The sequence below is a fragment of the Paraburkholderia sp. BL17N1 genome (assembly GCF_003634175.1).
Taxonomy (GTDB): domain Bacteria; phylum Pseudomonadota; class Gammaproteobacteria; order Burkholderiales; family Burkholderiaceae; genus Paraburkholderia.
On sequence record NZ_RBIW01000003.1, the window covers coordinates 241,416 to 256,550 of the forward strand.

The following is a 15,135-nucleotide window of genomic DNA, read 5'->3' on the forward strand; positions in this document are numbered from 1 at the left end:
TGCGATTCTATCGTGGCGACATGCCTTGAAAAAGCACACCGTACAACTAGACAGGAGACAAGCGATGTTCATCAGGAATACGTGGTACGTGGCCGCCTGGTCACATGAAGTGGAAAGCGAGAAGCTGTTTTCCCGCACCATCATCAATACGCCCGTCATGCTGTATCGCAAGGAATCCGGCGAGGTTGTCGCACTCGCGGATCGCTGCTGCCATCGCGGCGCGCCGCTTTCGCTCGGCCGACGCGAAGGCGATTGCGTGCGTTGCCTGTACCACGGGTTGAAATTCGACAGTCAGGGGGCGTGCGTCGAGGCACCGGCTCAAGGCCGAATTCCGCCCCAGGCAAAGGTGAGGCAGTTCCCGCTGGTAGAGCAGCACCGCTGGATCTGGATCTGGATGGGCGAGCCTGAGCTAGCCGATCCGTCCACGATTCCCGATACACACTGGCTCGACGATCCGGCGTGGCGTTCGCTACCTGGCTACATTCACTATAACGTCAACTATCTGCTCATCTGCGATAACCTGCTTGACTTTTCACATCTGCCCTATGTTCATCCCACGACGCTGGGTGGCGGAGAAGATTACGCCGCGGTGCGGCCGAAAGTCGAGCGCATCAAGGACGGTGTGCGCATTACGCGCTGGACACTGAACACGGAGCCGCCTCCGTTCGTTAAGGCGGTCCGCGACTGGCCGGGAAAGGTAGATCGCTGGAACATTTACGACTTCACGATTCCTGCCGTCCTGCGCATGGATTCCGGCATGGCGCCCGTAGGCACAGGTGCACCGGAGGGCACGCGTGTCGATGCAGCTGAGTTCCACGGTTGCCAGGCGCTGACGCCGGAGACGGAGAACTCGACGCATTACTTCTTCGGGCATCCTCACAATTTTTCGCTCGACAAGCCGGAGGTCACGCGGTCGATCCATCAAGCGGTCGTGGACGCGTTCGACGAGGACCGGGAAATGGTGAGCGCGCAGCACCATAATCTTGTACTTGATCCGCGCTTCGAGATGATGGCCTTCGGGATCGACGCGGCTCTCGCGCAGTTTCGCTGGGCGGTGAACCAGCGACTCGAGGAAGAGGGCACGGCAACTGCACAGAAGTGTGAGACGACGGCGTGACGGACGCGTTACGTTACGTTGAATGGCAGGGCGTTCATGATGGTTCGTGCGCGCGATGGCGCGCAGGAACGTCCATCCCTCCTTTCAAGCCCATCAGGCGGGAACGGGAGGCAGGAGCCCCGCAGGTTTTCATCGCCACCTGAACCGGCGGCCAGCTCAGACGGTGCGGGTCATCAGGGTTATCACCAGCGCCGGACCCGGCAGAAAACGGTGTGCCGGCGCTTCATATAAGATACCATACGAACCGTATCGAATGTATGAACCGGTTACTGGTGCTGGTGCCGCAGGTTCATCGCCGCAACGGTCGCAGACTGGCTGCCCAGACCACATCGCCTCGTTCCGATTGGGCGAACCCGGCCTCGTATGCGTCGCATCAGGCTTGCTGAACGTGCGGTACGCCATGACCGGGTGAGGGCGGCGACCAGTCAGTCATTCCACTCCAGATAACAAGGATGACGAAGCGTAATGAATCTGCTTTCTTTCAGGATCGGTGCCCGACTCTCCGCGGGGTTCGGAATTGTCCTTGTTCTGAACAGCATTGCAGCATGTATGGGCCTGTCGGGTCTTTAACCGTGTCCGCCTTATCGTTCTCGAGTCCTTCGCATGCTGGCCACACAGGCCATGCGACTGGCCGAGCCCTTCACGTCACTTCCTGTTTCTGCTCATGACCACTTCTCCGTTTGCCCCCGTGTTTGTCTCCAGCGAGGCTGCCAGCGCGGTCTTTGTCTGGAAGGATGCCATCCGCGCGCTCCAGACGGCGTACGCCCGTCCCATCCCGCCTAAAAGCACTCCGCCGCGCACTGTGGCAGTCGCTGGCAAGACGTGGCTGCGTACGCTGCCGGCCGTGCCCGTGGGTAGCCGTTACTACGGTGCCAAGGTCATGGGCATGGCGATGGGTTCGAAGGCGCCGGGTGTGGAATATGTGATCGTGCTGTTCGATCAGGAAACCAGCCGCATCGCGGCGTTTGTCGACGGCAATCTGGTGACAGGCTTTCGCACGGCCGCCACGTCGGCAGCCGCGCTCGACCGACTGGCACCCGTGAAAGCGGCCCGCCTGGCCGTACTGGGCAGCGGCCTCGAAGCCTCGATGCACACGCGGGCCATTGCCAGCGTGCGGGATCTGATGGAGGTCATCGTGTTCAGTCCGACGCCCGAGCGTCGGACCGCGTTTGCGGACGCCGTGACGCGCGACCTGGGCGTTCCCGCCCGCGGTGTTGCGTCCGCGCAGGAAGCGGTGGAAGCAGCCGATCTCGTGCTTGCGGCAGCCCGCTCCCGGGATGAGCAGCCGATTCTTTTCGGCGACTGGCTCAAACCCGGTGCGACCGTCGTGTCAATCGGTTCGACGATTCCCGAGCAGCGTGAGATCGACGTCTCGGTGGTTGCCCGAAGCGACATCATCGTCTGCGACATGCTGGAGGAAGTACTGGAGGAGACGGGTGACATGCTCGCTGCTCACAAGGCTGGCGTCGCGTTCCACGACAAATCATTCAGCCTGGCCGATCTGATGACGGGTGCACTCGACGAACGCCTGAAGGACACCAGGGCCCGGATGTACAAATCGGTCGGAGGGGGCCTGCAGGACATCGTGGTGGCCGAGCTGATCCTCAACAAGGCGATCGAGGCCGGTCTGGCCACGACGCTGCCGATCGAATTCGAAACCAAGCGCTAATGCGCGCGACGTTGAACATCAACGCAGACTAAAAGGAGCACTGCATGGCTCGCTATATCAAAAAGGAAGCCCGCGAATGGGCGCGTGAACATCTTGTTGGCGTCGCCAACGTGACCATTCCGACCATGACGTCGGATTTCAGGCGTATTAACGAAAAAGCAGTTCGCCACGACGTCGAGTTGGCTATCAGGCACGGCTTCGTCGGCTCCCTCTCGTGCTCGGAAGTGGCCATCACGCAGGCGCAGTATGGCGAGTTCTGCGGCATCATGGCCGACCAGGCTGCGGGCCGCCTCGTGATCGTGCATCACGCGGTGTTTAATACGCTTGAGGACAATATCGAGGCGATCAGGCTGGCAGAAGCGGGCGGTGCCGACCTGGTGTTACTCGGCTATCCCCCGTACTTCTACCCGAAGTCCTACGACGAGGTGTTCGAGTACACCAGGGCGATCTGCGAGTCGACAAATCTCGGCGTGATGATATTCCCGCTGCCGGCCTGGGGCTTCTCCCGCCTGCATCCCGCCGACATCCCGCTGCCGGTACTGCGCCGGATGGTTGACGAGATCCCCAACGTCGTCGCGATCAAGGCCGAGGGCGGTCTGCCCTACATCATGTCGGCGATCGAGGTACACCGCGAATTCCACAAGGAAGTTGTCATCTCCTCCCCGCTGGAATACGAATACGTGCCGCTGGCGCAGGTCATGGACATCCCCTTTTGTGGCACCAACTATTCGGCCTACTACGGCCCGCTGCTGCCGCAGATCCACAAGCTGATCCGCGCGGGTGAATACGATCAGGCGACGCAGCTCTGGTACAAGATGGATCCCGCACGCAAGGCCTTCGCGAGCCTGCCCATCGCGGCCAACGGGCTGCTCAACCGCATGCTGTGGAAGTACCAGGCATGGCTGCAGGGCTACAACGGCGGTCCCATGCCGCATCCGACCCAACGCGTGTACCAGCGCGACATGACTGTCCTGCGCAAAGGCCTGGAAGCAGCAGGCCTGAACCCGACCAGCGATCCCGACGAAGCCTTCTTTGTCGGCCGTAACCCGGTGTGAGGCCGACTGACATGAGTGAACTCATCACGCTTCCCCTGAAGGACCCGAGCCTGCTGCGTCAGGCGATGCTGATCGATGGCGAATGGGTACAGGCTGATAGCGGCCAGACACTGGAAGTGCGCAACCCCGCCACGGGCGAACTGGTTGCGCACGTGCCTGACGGTGGCGCGAACGAGACGCGACGTGCGATCGCGGCGGCTGAGCGGGCGATGCGGGGCTGGCGCAAGACCTTGCCGAAGGAACGCGCCAGGGTGTTGCGCACCCTGTATGACCTGATGCTGGCACACATTGATGACCTCGCTGTCATCATGACGGCAGAGCAGGGCAAGCCGCTGGTCGAATCGCGTGGCGAAATCCTGTACGCCGCAGGCTTCATCGAGTGGTTCTCGGAGGAAGCGAAACGGGTCTATGGCGACATCATCCCGCAGAACGTCGACGGCCGTCGAATCCTGGTGCAGAAGGGGCCGATCGGTGTTTTTGCGGCGATCACGCCGTGGAATTTTCCATCTGCCATGATCACTCGCAAGGCGGGCCCTGGCTGGGCCGTCGGTTGTGCCGGCGTCATCAAGCCGGCGAGCCAGACGCCGCTGTCTGCTCTCGCGCTGGCCGTCCTTGCAGAGCGCGCTGGTCTGCCGCCGGGCGTATGCAACGTCGTCACCGGCTCGGCTCGCGCGATCGGCGGCGAGCTCACCGCCAGTCCGGTGGTGCGCAAGCTGTCGTTCACGGGTTCGACCGAGGTCGGGGCGCAACTGCTGGCGCAGTGCGCACCCACCATCAAGAAGACCAGCATGGAACTGGGTGGCAACGCGCCGCTCATCGTATTCGACGACGCCGATCTCGACGCTGCTGTAAAGGGTGCGCTCGCCGCGAAATACCGCAATGCAGGTCAGGCCTGCGTCGCGGCCAATCGCATACTGGTGCAGTCGGGCGTCTATGACGCTTTCGCAAGGAAACTGGCCGATGCATCCGCCGCGCTCACGGTTGGCAATGGTATGGAGGCGGGCGTGGTGCAGGGGCCGCTGATCAACGAAGATGCCGTTCGGAAAGTGGAGGAGCATATCTCCGATGCGCTGTCCAGAGGCGCCCGTGTGCTCGCGGGTGGCAAGCGCCACGCACTGGGAGGGTTCTTCTTCGAGCCCACTGTGCTGGCCGACGTTCCGGTGGACGCCCTGATCTTCCATGAGGAGACGTTCGGTCCGATAGCGCCGCTGTTCCGGTTCGAGACGGAAGAAGAGGCGGTTGCGCTCGCCAACGACACGCCGTTCGGTCTGGCATCCTATGTGTTCGCACGTGATGTGGGCCGGATCTTCCGTGTGGTCGATCAGCTTGAATTTGGCATGGTGGGCGTCAATGAGGGGTTGATCTCGACCGAGGTTGCGCCGTTCGGCGGTGTCAAGGCGTCCGGACTGGGTCGCGAGGGATCCAGATATGGCGTCGACGACTACCTCGAGATCAAATACGTGGCGTTGGGAGGGCTCTGAGCGTAACGTCAGGCGCAACGCGGGACGCCGCGTGTGATGACCGGTCCCGATGACCGGACCGGTCAGCCCCGCTACGCATCGGTCGGCGAGCGTGCGGCGGACAGGTGTCCTTCGAACTGGCAGGTAATTAAGGCACGACGTGTCTTATAATTCCATGATACCGTTCGGGACACCCCTCCACACGGCTGTCCAGCTTCTCACAAGGGAAGTGGGAGCAATTGCCGGCCGACCTTCCGTTACGCCAATGAAGACAAAAGCTCAGCTTCCCGTTCCCGCCCCCGCCGCCGAGCGAGGTGTCGGCAGGCCGCGCAGTGAGGAGACCCGTACGCAGATTCTTGCTGCGACGATTCGGCTGCTCCACACCAGCACCATACAGTCCATTTCCATCGAAGCAATCGCCAGGGAGGCGGGCGTTGGAAAGGCGACGATCTACCGCTGGTGGGATTCAAAAGCGCTCGTCGTGATCGATGCGTTTATGGAGCACCACATAGTCAAAACCCCGATGCCGCACAACCTGCCGCCAGACGAAGCCATTGCGGTGCATCTGATGTCGCTGATTCGCGAATACGCGGGATGGTCTGGCCGGATCGTCGCACAGATTATTGCCGAAGGGCAGGCCGATCCGGCCGTCCTGCGCGAATTCCGCGAGCGGTTCCACTATGGGCGTCGGGCGCTTGTACGGGAAATGCTCGAGGCCTGGCGGAGTATGGCGCGCATTCCTGTCCCACCCAACATTGAGACCCTGGGTGAACTGTTGTATGCGCCGGTCTATATGCGTCTGATGGTCGGAAACGGACCACTCGACGATCATTTCGCGCGGGAACATATCAGCTACGTCTACACCCTGCTGGGTGTCGAGGTGCCTGACGTGCTGAAGGCCGGCGAACGGCCGAAAAAGCAGAAAGCACCCACGAGAAAGACGGCGGTTGCCGCACGGTGAGCCGTGGCGGTGCGTCCCGTCGATCGCCAGGCAGGCAGTGACGTCCCGGGGAAACGAGCGCGAGTCCGCCCGGCCATGTCTGTCGGGCGGCGGTGAATCATGCGGCGGCGAGCAGCCTTGTGATCTTGCAGGGCGAAAACGAGAGGTTCGAAGCGGAGCGGGAGGATGAAGAACGTTGATCAGCTCCCGGTGAGTGGTCCTGGTGATGTGCCGGCTGAGAATTGGCTCATCCGCCGCTTCGTTGAAGTGGACCGGGCAATTTCGCGATCCACTGATCAACAGCTGAATTCGCTGGTTGGGATTTCGTCTACACAGGCTAAAGCCATCGCATGCCTGGCTCATCAACCATGCCTGACGCAGGCCCAGCTCGCACATCGATTGAATTACGACGTGGGGGCGGTATCGAGGCTCATATCACATCTTATCGCAGCGGGGATTGCAACGAAGAGTCGGCAACCTCAAGACCGCCGGTCCTGGTGCATCTCGCTGACCGGGCGGGGTGCGGACATGGTGGCGGACATTGCGGCTATCCTTAAAGCAATCGACGACAGGTCGACCGGTGCCTTGACCGACGACGAAGAATATTTTCTCGTTGCTTTGCTCAAGCGCGTGCTCGTCAACGCCGCACCCCACATGGAGAGGCTCACAGCATCTGCCTGACGCGGGCTTCGGTGATGCGTGCGCTATCCGTTGCACTGTCAGCGTACTAATCGTGTCCGCGCCGACGATGGTGCCCGCACAGAGAGCACCAGGGCGTACGCCAGAGGACGCCGAAGTCACGCTATTCAACTTGGATGATTGCGGGATCGGTCCTCAACTGAGCAATGTAACAGCCGTTGCTTTCTGGCTGGAAGTTGCCGATCAGGAGGCGCCGGCAATGTTGTGGCATGCGCTTCTGCAGGGCTATGATATCGAGCCAGCTTCGTCGCTTGCGCGAGCCACCCGCTGGTTCGTACTGGCGCGGCAGATCCGCGTGACAGAATGGCTGATCGATTGTTGCGCTCTTTCAGAGCATGGGTGGAACGCGGTGTGGAAGACGCAACGCATCGCTACGTGCGATACAACTGGCAGTCCGAAGGCTCTGGCATCCTCCTGAGCCGATAGTCGCCGAATAGAGGGGGGAAGATTCGCGCTCGCATGAAGCCAGTAACGGTATCGGGAAATCGAACGCTTGTTCGAACAACGTGACCGGGTAGTCCTGAACAATGGACTATCCGTCCTCATAAGCGGGCAGCCTGAACCTTCACCGGTTGGCCACCCTCGATAAGCGAAAGCCTGCTTCGGCAATTGCGCGAGATCCGGTTAATGGGCTGCCTCCGCGGCAGGGACGAGCACGGACTGGGTGCGACGGCCTGCTTGCCAGAAGCAGACAACGCTGATGGTCGCTGCGACCAGGATGGCCCAGCCGATGCTTTCGTATCCGAAATGTCGAGCGACAGCGCCGCCCAGAATGGGGCCAATTGCGGATCCCGTCATCGCCATGACGGGGGTCGCCGCCACCGCTCTTGTTGACGGGTCGTTTCGCGCGAGGAAGGCAAACACGAACGTGTGAGTGAAAATTATCACAGTCGGGAAGATAACTCCTGCAACAGCATATGGAGCAAAGTGCGTCGAACGGGTAAGTGTAAAGCCTAGCGCACCCTGTAGCAACGGACCGGCAACCATGACCGCGCGGGACGACACCTTGCGTTCCAGGAGCGCGGCCAGCAGTCCCGGCAACATGTTCACTACCCCCATGACGAGCAGTACGTTCATAACCTGCCCCACGCTGAATCCGCGTGCGAGACCGATGGGTTCAAGGAAGCTGAGCATCATCGAATGACTCAGGGTGAGCAGACCTGTTCCCACCATCGCAAACCAGACGCCCTGAGACAGGCGTTCCCGCTCACGTGGCATGCCGTCACGCGATGCCAATGTCGGGCGATCGGGGAAGCCAAGCAGCCCAAAGAGGGCGGCGGTGAGCATGATGGCGCCAAGGACAAGAAATACAACCTGGCCGCCCAGCGCGGACACCACTCGCGGCACACCTCCCAGAAACCCCAGTGACAGGATGCTGAGCGCCGTGAATCCGGTGGCGATCAGGCGATGTGGATTCGGGCTTGCGCCGATAGCTGAATGAGTCAGGGAAAGGGCACATCCGACCGCGAGTCCACCGACGACGTGCAACCCGACCAGCACGGTGTAGTCCCGTGTCAGCGCCATGCAGAAAAATGCAACCGCCGCAAGTGCGAATCCCGCAGGCGCTGCGATCCTGCCGCGGATACGGTCTATCCGCGAAGAGATGAACAGGCTGCTTACCACCGCCGCTCCGAGGAATGAAGTGGCCAGCGCACCGGCACTTTGTGGATCCAGTCCGTAGTACCGGATCAGGACGATACCCACCCATACCGGGAGTGCGACGACATCAATCATGCCGGCACAGTGACCCAGCACAAGCGACGTCCGGCCTTTCAGTCCGTCAATGGATCTGTTCATCGTGTCTCCATGGGGCAACGCCCGCCATTTATATACGAAACGGTGTGTCTCGATTTGGCATATAATAGCTATGTGTTCCATTCCGGATATTGGGTCAAACCCGCGGACCTGAAGCATGTCGCTGAACACTGCTGAGGCGAATGCATCTTCAGCTGTCTTGCCGAGCCTCGACTGTTATCGTTCGAAAGCGGGTGCACAGCATCCTGACCCGCTGATATGCCCGGATCCCGGTTCGCTCGATGCAGATCTGGATTTCCGAGTGACAGACAGTAGGTAAATTAGAATGCGGTGTGTATTATAATTGAACGCTCCGTTTTGAATGTGTATCGCTAAGTGGCATTGCAACGTAAAGTCGTGATGACGTTGTCCACTATCCAACTGTCTTGCCAATGAAAACAGATATTCAGGGTTCTGCCCCGCTGGTCGTCCCGCGAGGGGTTGGTCGGCCCCGTAGTGAGGGAACACGCACCCAGATCCTCGCGGCGACCGTTCGCCTGCTTGAGACCCGCACGGTCCAGTCGATTTCGATCGAAGCCATCGCCAGGGAAGCAGGTGTGGGAAAGGCGACCATATATCGCTGGTGGGACTCGAAGGCGCTCGTCGTGATAGATGCCTTCATGGAGCACCACATAGTCAAAACCCCGATGCCGCGCAATCTGCCTCCTGGGAAGGCTATCGCATCGCATCTGGTGTCGCTGATTCACGAATACGCGGGATGGTCAGGCCGGATCGTTGCGCAGATCATCGCCGAAGGTCAGGCCGATCCTGCCGTGCTCAGGAAATTCCGCGAGCGGTTCCACTACGGCCGCCGTGCGCTTGTGCGGGAAATGCTGGAAGAGTGGCGCGTTGCCGAGCCCATACGTGCCCCGGAGAATGTGGAGACATTGGCGGAGCTCCTGTACGCGCCCGTATACATGCGGTTGCTGGCGGGCAGTGGACCGCTCGACGACCGGTTCGCGCAGGACCACATCAACTACATCTATACGCTGCTAGGTGTTGAGCCACCGAGCATTGCGGAACTCGACGTAGTGAAGCGGAGCGCCCCTGCGGAAAAGACGGCTGCCACGCGCTGAGCCGGAGGCCACTTCCGACCGGGCCTGTGCCCGGTGCGGATGGGTCCATTCCGGCTAGAAATTCACCTGGTCAGCACCCTTCAGGTTGAGTATCTGCCTCGCTTCATCTGGCGAGGCGATCTCAATGCCCAGTTCGTCGAGAATCCGGCGGATCTTGCGAACCTGATCGGCGTTGCTCTGTGCGAGCTGCCCGCGTCCGATGTAAAGGCTATCCTCGAGACCGACACGGACATTACCGCCCATCAGGCTTGCCATGGTCGCCATAGGCATCTGGTGTTTGCCAGCCGCCAGTACGGACCAGTGGTAGTCATTGCCGAACAGCCGGTCGGCAGTACGCTTCTGGTGCAGCAGATCCTCGACGTGCGCACCCATCGCGCCGCGTAGTCCGAATACCGTTTGCACGAACAGTGGAGGCTTGACGAGCCCCTTCTCCAAAAAGTACTGCAGAGTGTAGAGGTGGCTGACGTCGTAGCATTCGAATTCAAACCGCGTGCCGCCGGCCTTGCCGATGTGCTCCAGAATCCATTCGATATCGTCGTAGGTGTTGCGGAAGATCAGCCCGCGCGTGCCTTCCAGAAAGGGCACTTCCCAGTCATATTTCCACTCACGCTTGCGCTCGGCCATCTCTGCCAGGACCAGGTTGAGGGATCCCATATTCAGCGAGCACATCTCCGGCTTGAGCTCACGTCCTGCCGCCGCGCGGTCCTCGATCGACATGTGCGGCCCTCCGCCGCCCGTCGAGATATTGATGATTGCGTTGCTCGACGACTTGATGGCGGTCACGAAGCGCCTGAAGATGTCGGGGTCGCCGGAGGGACGACCATCTTCGGGATTGCGGGCGTGCAGGTGAATGATGGCGGCACCTGCCTCAGCCGCGGCGATCGACTCGGCCGCGATTTCCTCCGGCGTGACGGGAAGGAACTGCGACATCGAGGGGGTATGGGCGCCGCCTGTTACGGCGCACGTAATGATCGCTTTGCTCACAGCGGCTCTCCTTCGACGAGGTCAAGCAGTACGAATGCCATGCGGCACGGCTTGCCGGAGCGGTTCGCCCAGCTGTGGTTGGTTGCGCGCTGGATCAGTACGTCGCCGGCGCGCATGAGCTTTTCGCCTTCGTCCAGGAGAGCCCAGATTTCTCCCTCAAGGACAAAGGCATAGTCGAGCGATTCTGTCTTGTGGAACCAGAAATGCCGGGGGTTGCTCCTGTCGCGGACGCCATTCGCGTCGAGAAACTGTTTCAGCTGGGATTCATCGTACGTTTCATCGGGCGGGAAATCGACAATGCGCAGCAACGATCCGCCTCGCGAATGGAACTCGAACGCGTGACCGGCTGGCGCGGGTTCTTCGCCGGGCGCACGCGCTTCGCCCGTTGCCCACAGCACATGAGCGACGGGCAGGCCGGGGCGGGCCGTCCTGTTCGGTGCTGGCTCGTCAGACAGAAAATACGACTTTCCATCCGAATTGGTGCCCGTAATAATCCGTCTCGCGGGCCGATAGCCGTCAGCCTGCGCATGTTGCAAATTGTCCCTGTCTGCTGTCGTTTCCATTTCTTCTCCATTAACGAGCCGAGTCGTTTCGTATTGAATCGTTAACTACGGTGGTCGCGCTGTCAATAGGGACAATCATCGCGGATGCAGGCGCGCCGCACAAAATCCTGGCTTGACAAAACAGAACGATCCGTTCTGTAATTGACAAGGACTGACTCAGACAGGATGACATCATGGACAAACAGACGATCCGGGTGATGTGGTTCGTACCGCCACTGCTTGCAATGGTCGCTGCTCAGGATCGGCGCTCCTTGGTGACGCAGTCAATCCGCAACCGCTCGTCTGACGAGCAGTTCAATGCGCTTGTAGCGGGTGAGGTCGATGCAGTGGTGACGTCGATGGACAACGGTATTGGATGGAACCGGAGGGTGGGACCTCAGGACTTCCGCGTTGTCGCACAGGTCGAGCGGACCACCCCGTTAATACTCGTTGCGCGCGCCGGCCGGTCGAACATGAGCGCGCTTCGCGGCGCCGATATCCTCGTCGATGCACCCGATAACGGCTTTGTCACAGCGCTGCGGGCAATGCTCGACGACGCGGGCATCGGCCGTGACGAATATCGTCTCGTGCCGGCGGGAGGGGTGCAGGAGCGCCTGGAGGCACTGCTGGCCCGGCAGGGCGTGGCCACTCTCCTGGGACATCCATTCGACGCGATGGCTGTCAAGGCGGGTTTTGTCCGGAATGCCAGCGTCCAGGAACACTATCCCGACTTCCCAGGCCAGGGGATCGTCATGCGTACGGGAAGCCGCGCGCGTTCGTTGGTGGGTGCCTGGCTGGAGGACCTGGAGCGGGCGCGACAGGTGGTCCAGGAGCGTCCCGCCCTGGCCAGGCAGGTGGTTGTTTCAGCCGGTCTGCCCGTTGCTGCCGCCGACGGGATGATCGCGCTGAACCCACAGTCGTTGCGGCCGACATCCGAAGGTGTGGCTCTCCTCATTGCACATCGTCGGGCGCTTGGTCTGGCAGGCGCGGACAGTGATTACCCGGCAATCGTTGACGATTCGCTGGTCCATGAACACATCGGAGAAAAGGCGTGAAGCCATATTCACTTGGGACATTTTCCGCGCACGACGGTGTGCGGTTCGTTGGCTTTGTCATGAACGATCGCGTCGCGTCTCTCGCAGACCTCGCGGCGAAGTATGGCGACAGCATGCTCGCGGGCGCGTCTACCGTCCTCGCGCTGCTCGATAACTGGAGTGCCAGCCGGGCGGCGCTGGAGCGCCTCGCGAGCGCCGTTTCCGGGCAGGAAGGCGAGTGGCACGAGCTTTCAGATCTGCGGACCCATCCTGCCATCGACCTGCCGCGCCAGATATTCTGCACGGGCGCCAATTACCGCAAGCATGTGGTGGATCTGACTGTCGACGCGAAAGTGGGCCCTGAAGGGATGAATGAGGCGCAACTGCGGCAATGGGCAGAAAACATGCTCGACGAACGTGTGGCGAACGGAGAGCCCTATGCGTTTACCAAACCGGTCTCCGCGGTTTCGGGTGCATTCGATCCGCTGGTGCTGCCCGACACGACTAGCCAGCCCGACTGGGAACTCGAACTGGCCATTGTGATCGGCCACGGCGGCTATCAGATTGCGCGCGAAAATGCGCTTGGCCATGTGGCGGGGTACACGATCGTCAATGACATATCCGCTCGCGACCTGATCTCCCGTACTGACTACAAAATGTTGGGCACCGACTGGCTGCGTTCTAAGGGGCAGCCAGGCTTTCTGCCCTTGGGTCCGTACCTCGTACCCAGTGCGTTCGTACCGGACCCGCACCGGCTGAGAATGCGGCTCACTGTGTCGGGGCAGGTCATGCAGGATGAAACCACGGCCGACATGCTGTTCGGTATCGAGAGGCAGATCGAGTACATTTCGCGCTACTCGCGGCTGCTGCCAGGCGACATCATCTGTACCGGATCACCGGCTGGCAATGGCACGCACTACAACCGTTTCCTGCGCGAAGGTGACGTCATGGAGGCCGAGATCGAAGGGCTGGGCCGTCAACGCCAGGTTTGCACGGGGCGACAGCATGGCTGAGACATTCGCCACCGCAGGGAGTGCAGTACAGCCTGATAACCCCGATCGCGCCTTCATCCAGCACACCCTCACAGCTGGGGTGCACAACGTAGCGCTCGAGATGAACCCGGCATTGGCATGGCTTGGCGCGACGCTGCTGGGAGGCAGCAAGGGAGCGCTGTCGATCGGCTTCACGGCCCCCAGCGAGTCCGTTCAGGGCAATGGCGTCGTATCGGGCGGCGCACTTGCATCGATGCTCGATCTTGCCATGGCACTTGCGTTGCTATCGAGACTTTCGCACGGTCGCACGTGCGCGACCATCAGTCTCACGGTCAACATGCTCGAACCCGGACACGTCGGCAAGTTCGCGGTGGAAGCGCGAGTGAAGCGGCTCGGCGGCCGCATTGCATTCCTCGAGGCGGACCTGTACGACGGGGCAAGGGCGCGCTACGTTGCCAATGCGACTGCGTCGTTCGCCATATTCGACGTGCGCAGCTGAGCGGGACATTCTGGGCCGGTCTGTCGATCAGTGCTGGTCCGCAAAATTGTGCCGCAACGGCGGCATTGCCAGATCAGTGGCACATGCCGCCGGCGTACTAGCCGGAAGATCCGCTAGGTTGGCTAGAAGTTGTGGCGAATCCCTACGTCGACGGCGAACTGGTTGCCGCCCGACGCTGAACCCAGCATGAAGAGTTGTGCCAACCCCCGACCTGACGTGTGTTCGTAGACGGGGGAGATAAACACATCGGTGCGCTTCGACAGGAAGTAGTCGGCAGAAACGTTGACATTGTCGTATCGGGTCTGTGTTGCAGCGAAATTCGCGTGCCAGTACCCGCAACCCAGTACGAAGTCGGGCTTGACGTAGTAGCCGACGTTTGCATTCACGATCGGCATCGATGCGGATTCGCCATTGCGGCCTCTGAGATGCACATCGAAGGCGCCAATCGCAACCCTGGCCGGCCCGTAGGTGTAGCCGGCGCCCGCGCCCGCCATGTCCAGTCGCGCCAGAGGAACGACGACTGTACTTCCCGGCGTTCCCTTCACACCCCAGAACGTGCCGGCGGAAAACCCGAGCCCGCTGGTTGGCGACCAGGGCTTCAGTGCGTAATCTGAAAAGCTTGACCAGGCGATAGCGGCATCGATCCCGTTTTTCGAGTAGGCCAGCAGCGCGCTGAGCGTCCGCCCGGAGATCGCCTGACCTGTTGCCGTCGAGTCCGGGAGGGCGTACATGAAGCCGACCGTCAACGGACCGAAAACGCTGCGGTATTTCAGCGCGTTATTGACGCCCGGGAAATTGAAGCGATCGATACCGCCCGGATGGGCCGCCATGGTCGTCGAGTAGTAATTTGCCTGATAAGGCAACAGCTCCGCCATATAGTCATTCTGCCGGCCCACGGTGAGCGTGCCGAGCTGCTCGTCGGCCAGACCAACGTATGCCTTGCAGAAGAGCTGCGTGCAACCGCCTGCGCCGGCAAGTGTGCCAGAAGAGGGCCGGATTGCCATTTGCAGATTGAACACCGTGGAAAGGGCGGCACCCAGGTCTTCCTTACCTTTCAGCCCAACTGTGGAATTCCAGTGGTCGTTATCCAGTTCTGCCGCATAGGCGCCGCCTCTGACATTGGGTGAATAAATCAGGCCTGTGGCAAGGGTTCCGTACAGGGTGATGCTGGATTGCGCGCTGGCAATACTGGTGGAAAGCGCCATCGCCATGATGGCGAGCGCCGATAGAGGTCTTCTCACGTCTCCTTCTCCGTCTTCTTATTGAAAATCTTT

15 protein-coding genes are annotated in these 15,135 nt (G+C 60.9%); 11 read left to right on the forward strand and 4 right to left on the reverse strand.

The window, feature by feature from the left end:
* The first annotated feature begins 64 nt into the window (after window positions 1-64).
* From B0G82_RS36865 to B0G82_RS36895, 7 genes are all read left to right on the forward strand, one after another.
* The gene (locus tag B0G82_RS36865) at window positions 65-1,117 is read left to right on the forward strand and encodes an aromatic ring-hydroxylating dioxygenase subunit alpha (RefSeq protein WP_121311241.1); all 1,053 of its coding nucleotides are present in this window, start codon (window positions 65-67) and stop codon (window positions 1,115-1,117) included.
* Window positions 1,118-1,781: 664 nt separating this feature from the next.
* Window positions 1,782-2,786: an ornithine cyclodeaminase family protein gene (locus B0G82_RS36870; protein ID WP_121311242.1), complete on the forward strand. Its 1,005-nt coding sequence runs from the start codon at window positions 1,782-1,784 to the stop codon at window positions 2,784-2,786.
* A gap of 44 nt (window positions 2,787-2,830) precedes the next feature.
* Window positions 2,831-3,841 (forward strand): dihydrodipicolinate synthase family protein, encoded by a 1,011-nt coding sequence (locus B0G82_RS36875; RefSeq protein WP_121311243.1) that lies wholly within the window; start codon window positions 2,831-2,833, stop codon window positions 3,839-3,841.
* A gap of 11 nt (window positions 3,842-3,852) precedes the next feature.
* A complete protein-coding gene (locus B0G82_RS36880) occupies window positions 3,853-5,322 on the forward strand; it encodes an NAD-dependent succinate-semialdehyde dehydrogenase (protein ID WP_121311244.1) in 1,470 nt (489 codons plus the stop codon).
* A 244-nt stretch (window positions 5,323-5,566) separates the two neighbouring features.
* Entirely contained in the window at window positions 5,567-6,262 is a 696-nt protein-coding gene (locus B0G82_RS36885) for a TetR/AcrR family transcriptional regulator (RefSeq protein ID WP_121311245.1), read from the forward strand.
* A 165-nt stretch (window positions 6,263-6,427) separates the two neighbouring features.
* Window positions 6,428-6,922, forward strand: coding sequence for a MarR family transcriptional regulator (locus tag B0G82_RS36890; protein ID WP_121311246.1), 495 nt, complete (start codon window positions 6,428-6,430; stop codon window positions 6,920-6,922).
* 67 nt (window positions 6,923-6,989) lie between these two features.
* Window positions 6,990-7,358 carry a hypothetical protein gene (locus B0G82_RS36895; protein WP_121311247.1) on the forward strand — a complete coding sequence of 123 codons (369 nt, stop codon included), beginning with the start codon at window positions 6,990-6,992 and terminating at the stop codon, window positions 7,356-7,358.
* Between the two features lie 206 nt (window positions 7,359-7,564).
* Here the strand turns inward: B0G82_RS36895 and B0G82_RS36900 are convergent, their stop codons facing one another.
* A complete protein-coding gene (locus B0G82_RS36900; RefSeq protein ID WP_121311248.1) occupies window positions 7,565-8,737 on the reverse strand; it encodes an MFS transporter in 1,173 nt (390 codons plus the stop codon).
* Between the two features lie 389 nt (window positions 8,738-9,126).
* On the opposite strand from B0G82_RS36900, the gene B0G82_RS36905 reads away from it, so the two are divergent.
* Entirely contained in the window at window positions 9,127-9,810 is a 684-nt protein-coding gene (locus B0G82_RS36905; RefSeq protein ID WP_121311249.1) for a TetR/AcrR family transcriptional regulator, read from the forward strand.
* Window positions 9,811-9,864: 54 nt separating this feature from the next.
* Here the strand turns inward: B0G82_RS36905 and B0G82_RS36910 are convergent, their stop codons facing one another.
* Both B0G82_RS36910 and B0G82_RS36915 read right to left on the reverse strand, forming a co-directional pair.
* Complete coding sequence (locus B0G82_RS36910; protein WP_121311250.1) at window positions 9,865-10,794, reverse strand: 3-keto-5-aminohexanoate cleavage protein; 930 nt, start codon at window positions 10,792-10,794, stop codon at window positions 9,865-9,867.
* Window positions 10,791-11,357, reverse strand: coding sequence for a cupin domain-containing protein (locus B0G82_RS36915; protein ID WP_121311251.1), 567 nt, complete (start codon window positions 11,355-11,357; stop codon window positions 10,791-10,793). Before B0G82_RS36915 ends, B0G82_RS36910 begins: the two co-directional genes overlap by 4 nt.
* A 173-nt stretch (window positions 11,358-11,530) precedes the next feature.
* On the opposite strand from B0G82_RS36915, the gene B0G82_RS36920 reads away from it, so the two are divergent.
* The 3 genes from B0G82_RS36920 to B0G82_RS36930 are packed head-to-tail and all read left to right on the forward strand — an operon-like array spanning window position 11,531 to window position 13,861.
* Window positions 11,531-12,391 carry an ABC transporter substrate-binding protein gene (locus tag B0G82_RS36920; protein ID WP_121311252.1) on the forward strand — a complete coding sequence of 287 codons (861 nt, stop codon included), beginning with the start codon at window positions 11,531-11,533 and terminating at the stop codon, window positions 12,389-12,391.
* Between the two features lie 59 nt (window positions 12,392-12,450).
* Window positions 12,451-13,383, forward strand: coding sequence for a fumarylacetoacetate hydrolase family protein (locus B0G82_RS36925; protein ID WP_121311540.1), 933 nt, complete (start codon window positions 12,451-12,453; stop codon window positions 13,381-13,383).
* Entirely contained in the window at window positions 13,376-13,861 is a 486-nt protein-coding gene (locus B0G82_RS36930) for a PaaI family thioesterase (RefSeq protein ID WP_121311253.1), read from the forward strand. The genes B0G82_RS36925 and B0G82_RS36930 overlap by 8 nt, the downstream gene beginning before the upstream one ends.
* A 122-nt stretch (window positions 13,862-13,983) precedes the next feature.
* Here B0G82_RS36930 and B0G82_RS36935 read toward each other — a convergent pair whose 3' ends face one another.
* Window positions 13,984-15,102 (reverse strand): porin, encoded by a 1,119-nt coding sequence (locus tag B0G82_RS36935; RefSeq protein ID WP_241975102.1) that lies wholly within the window; start codon window positions 15,100-15,102, stop codon window positions 13,984-13,986.
* Window positions 15,103-15,135 lie beyond the last annotated feature (33 nt).

Excerpts from the sequence above, each read along its gene's own strand:
- B0G82_RS36865 (WP_121311241.1), top strand. The coding sequence starts at position 65 with ATGTTCATCAGGAATACGTGGTACGTGGCCGCCTGGTCACATGAAGTG.
- B0G82_RS36870 (WP_121311242.1), top strand. The coding sequence starts at position 1,782 with ATGACCACTTCTCCGTTTGCCCCCGTGTTTGTCTCCAGCGAGGCTGCC.
- B0G82_RS36875 (WP_121311243.1), top strand. The coding sequence starts at position 2,831 with ATGGCTCGCTATATCAAAAAGGAAGCCCGCGAATGGGCGCGTGAACAT.
- B0G82_RS36880 (WP_121311244.1), top strand. The coding sequence starts at position 3,853 with ATGAGTGAACTCATCACGCTTCCCCTGAAGGACCCGAGCCTGCTGCGT.
- B0G82_RS36885 (WP_121311245.1), top strand. The coding sequence starts at position 5,567 with ATGAAGACAAAAGCTCAGCTTCCCGTTCCCGCCCCCGCCGCCGAGCGA.
- B0G82_RS36890 (WP_121311246.1), top strand. The coding sequence starts at position 6,428 with ATGAAGAACGTTGATCAGCTCCCGGTGAGTGGTCCTGGTGATGTGCCG.
- B0G82_RS36895 (WP_121311247.1), top strand. The coding sequence starts at position 6,990 with ATGGTGCCCGCACAGAGAGCACCAGGGCGTACGCCAGAGGACGCCGAA.
- B0G82_RS36900 (WP_121311248.1), bottom strand. The coding sequence starts at position 8,737 with ATGAACAGATCCATTGACGGACTGAAAGGCCGGACGTCGCTTGTGCTG.
- B0G82_RS36905 (WP_121311249.1), top strand. The coding sequence starts at position 9,127 with ATGAAAACAGATATTCAGGGTTCTGCCCCGCTGGTCGTCCCGCGAGGG.
- B0G82_RS36915 (WP_121311251.1), bottom strand. The coding sequence starts at position 11,357 with ATGGAAACGACAGCAGACAGGGACAATTTGCAACATGCGCAGGCTGAC.
- B0G82_RS36920 (WP_121311252.1), top strand. The coding sequence starts at position 11,531 with ATGGACAAACAGACGATCCGGGTGATGTGGTTCGTACCGCCACTGCTT.
- B0G82_RS36925 (WP_121311540.1), top strand. The coding sequence starts at position 12,451 with ATGAACGATCGCGTCGCGTCTCTCGCAGACCTCGCGGCGAAGTATGGC.
- B0G82_RS36930 (WP_121311253.1), top strand. The coding sequence starts at position 13,376 with ATGGCTGAGACATTCGCCACCGCAGGGAGTGCAGTACAGCCTGATAAC.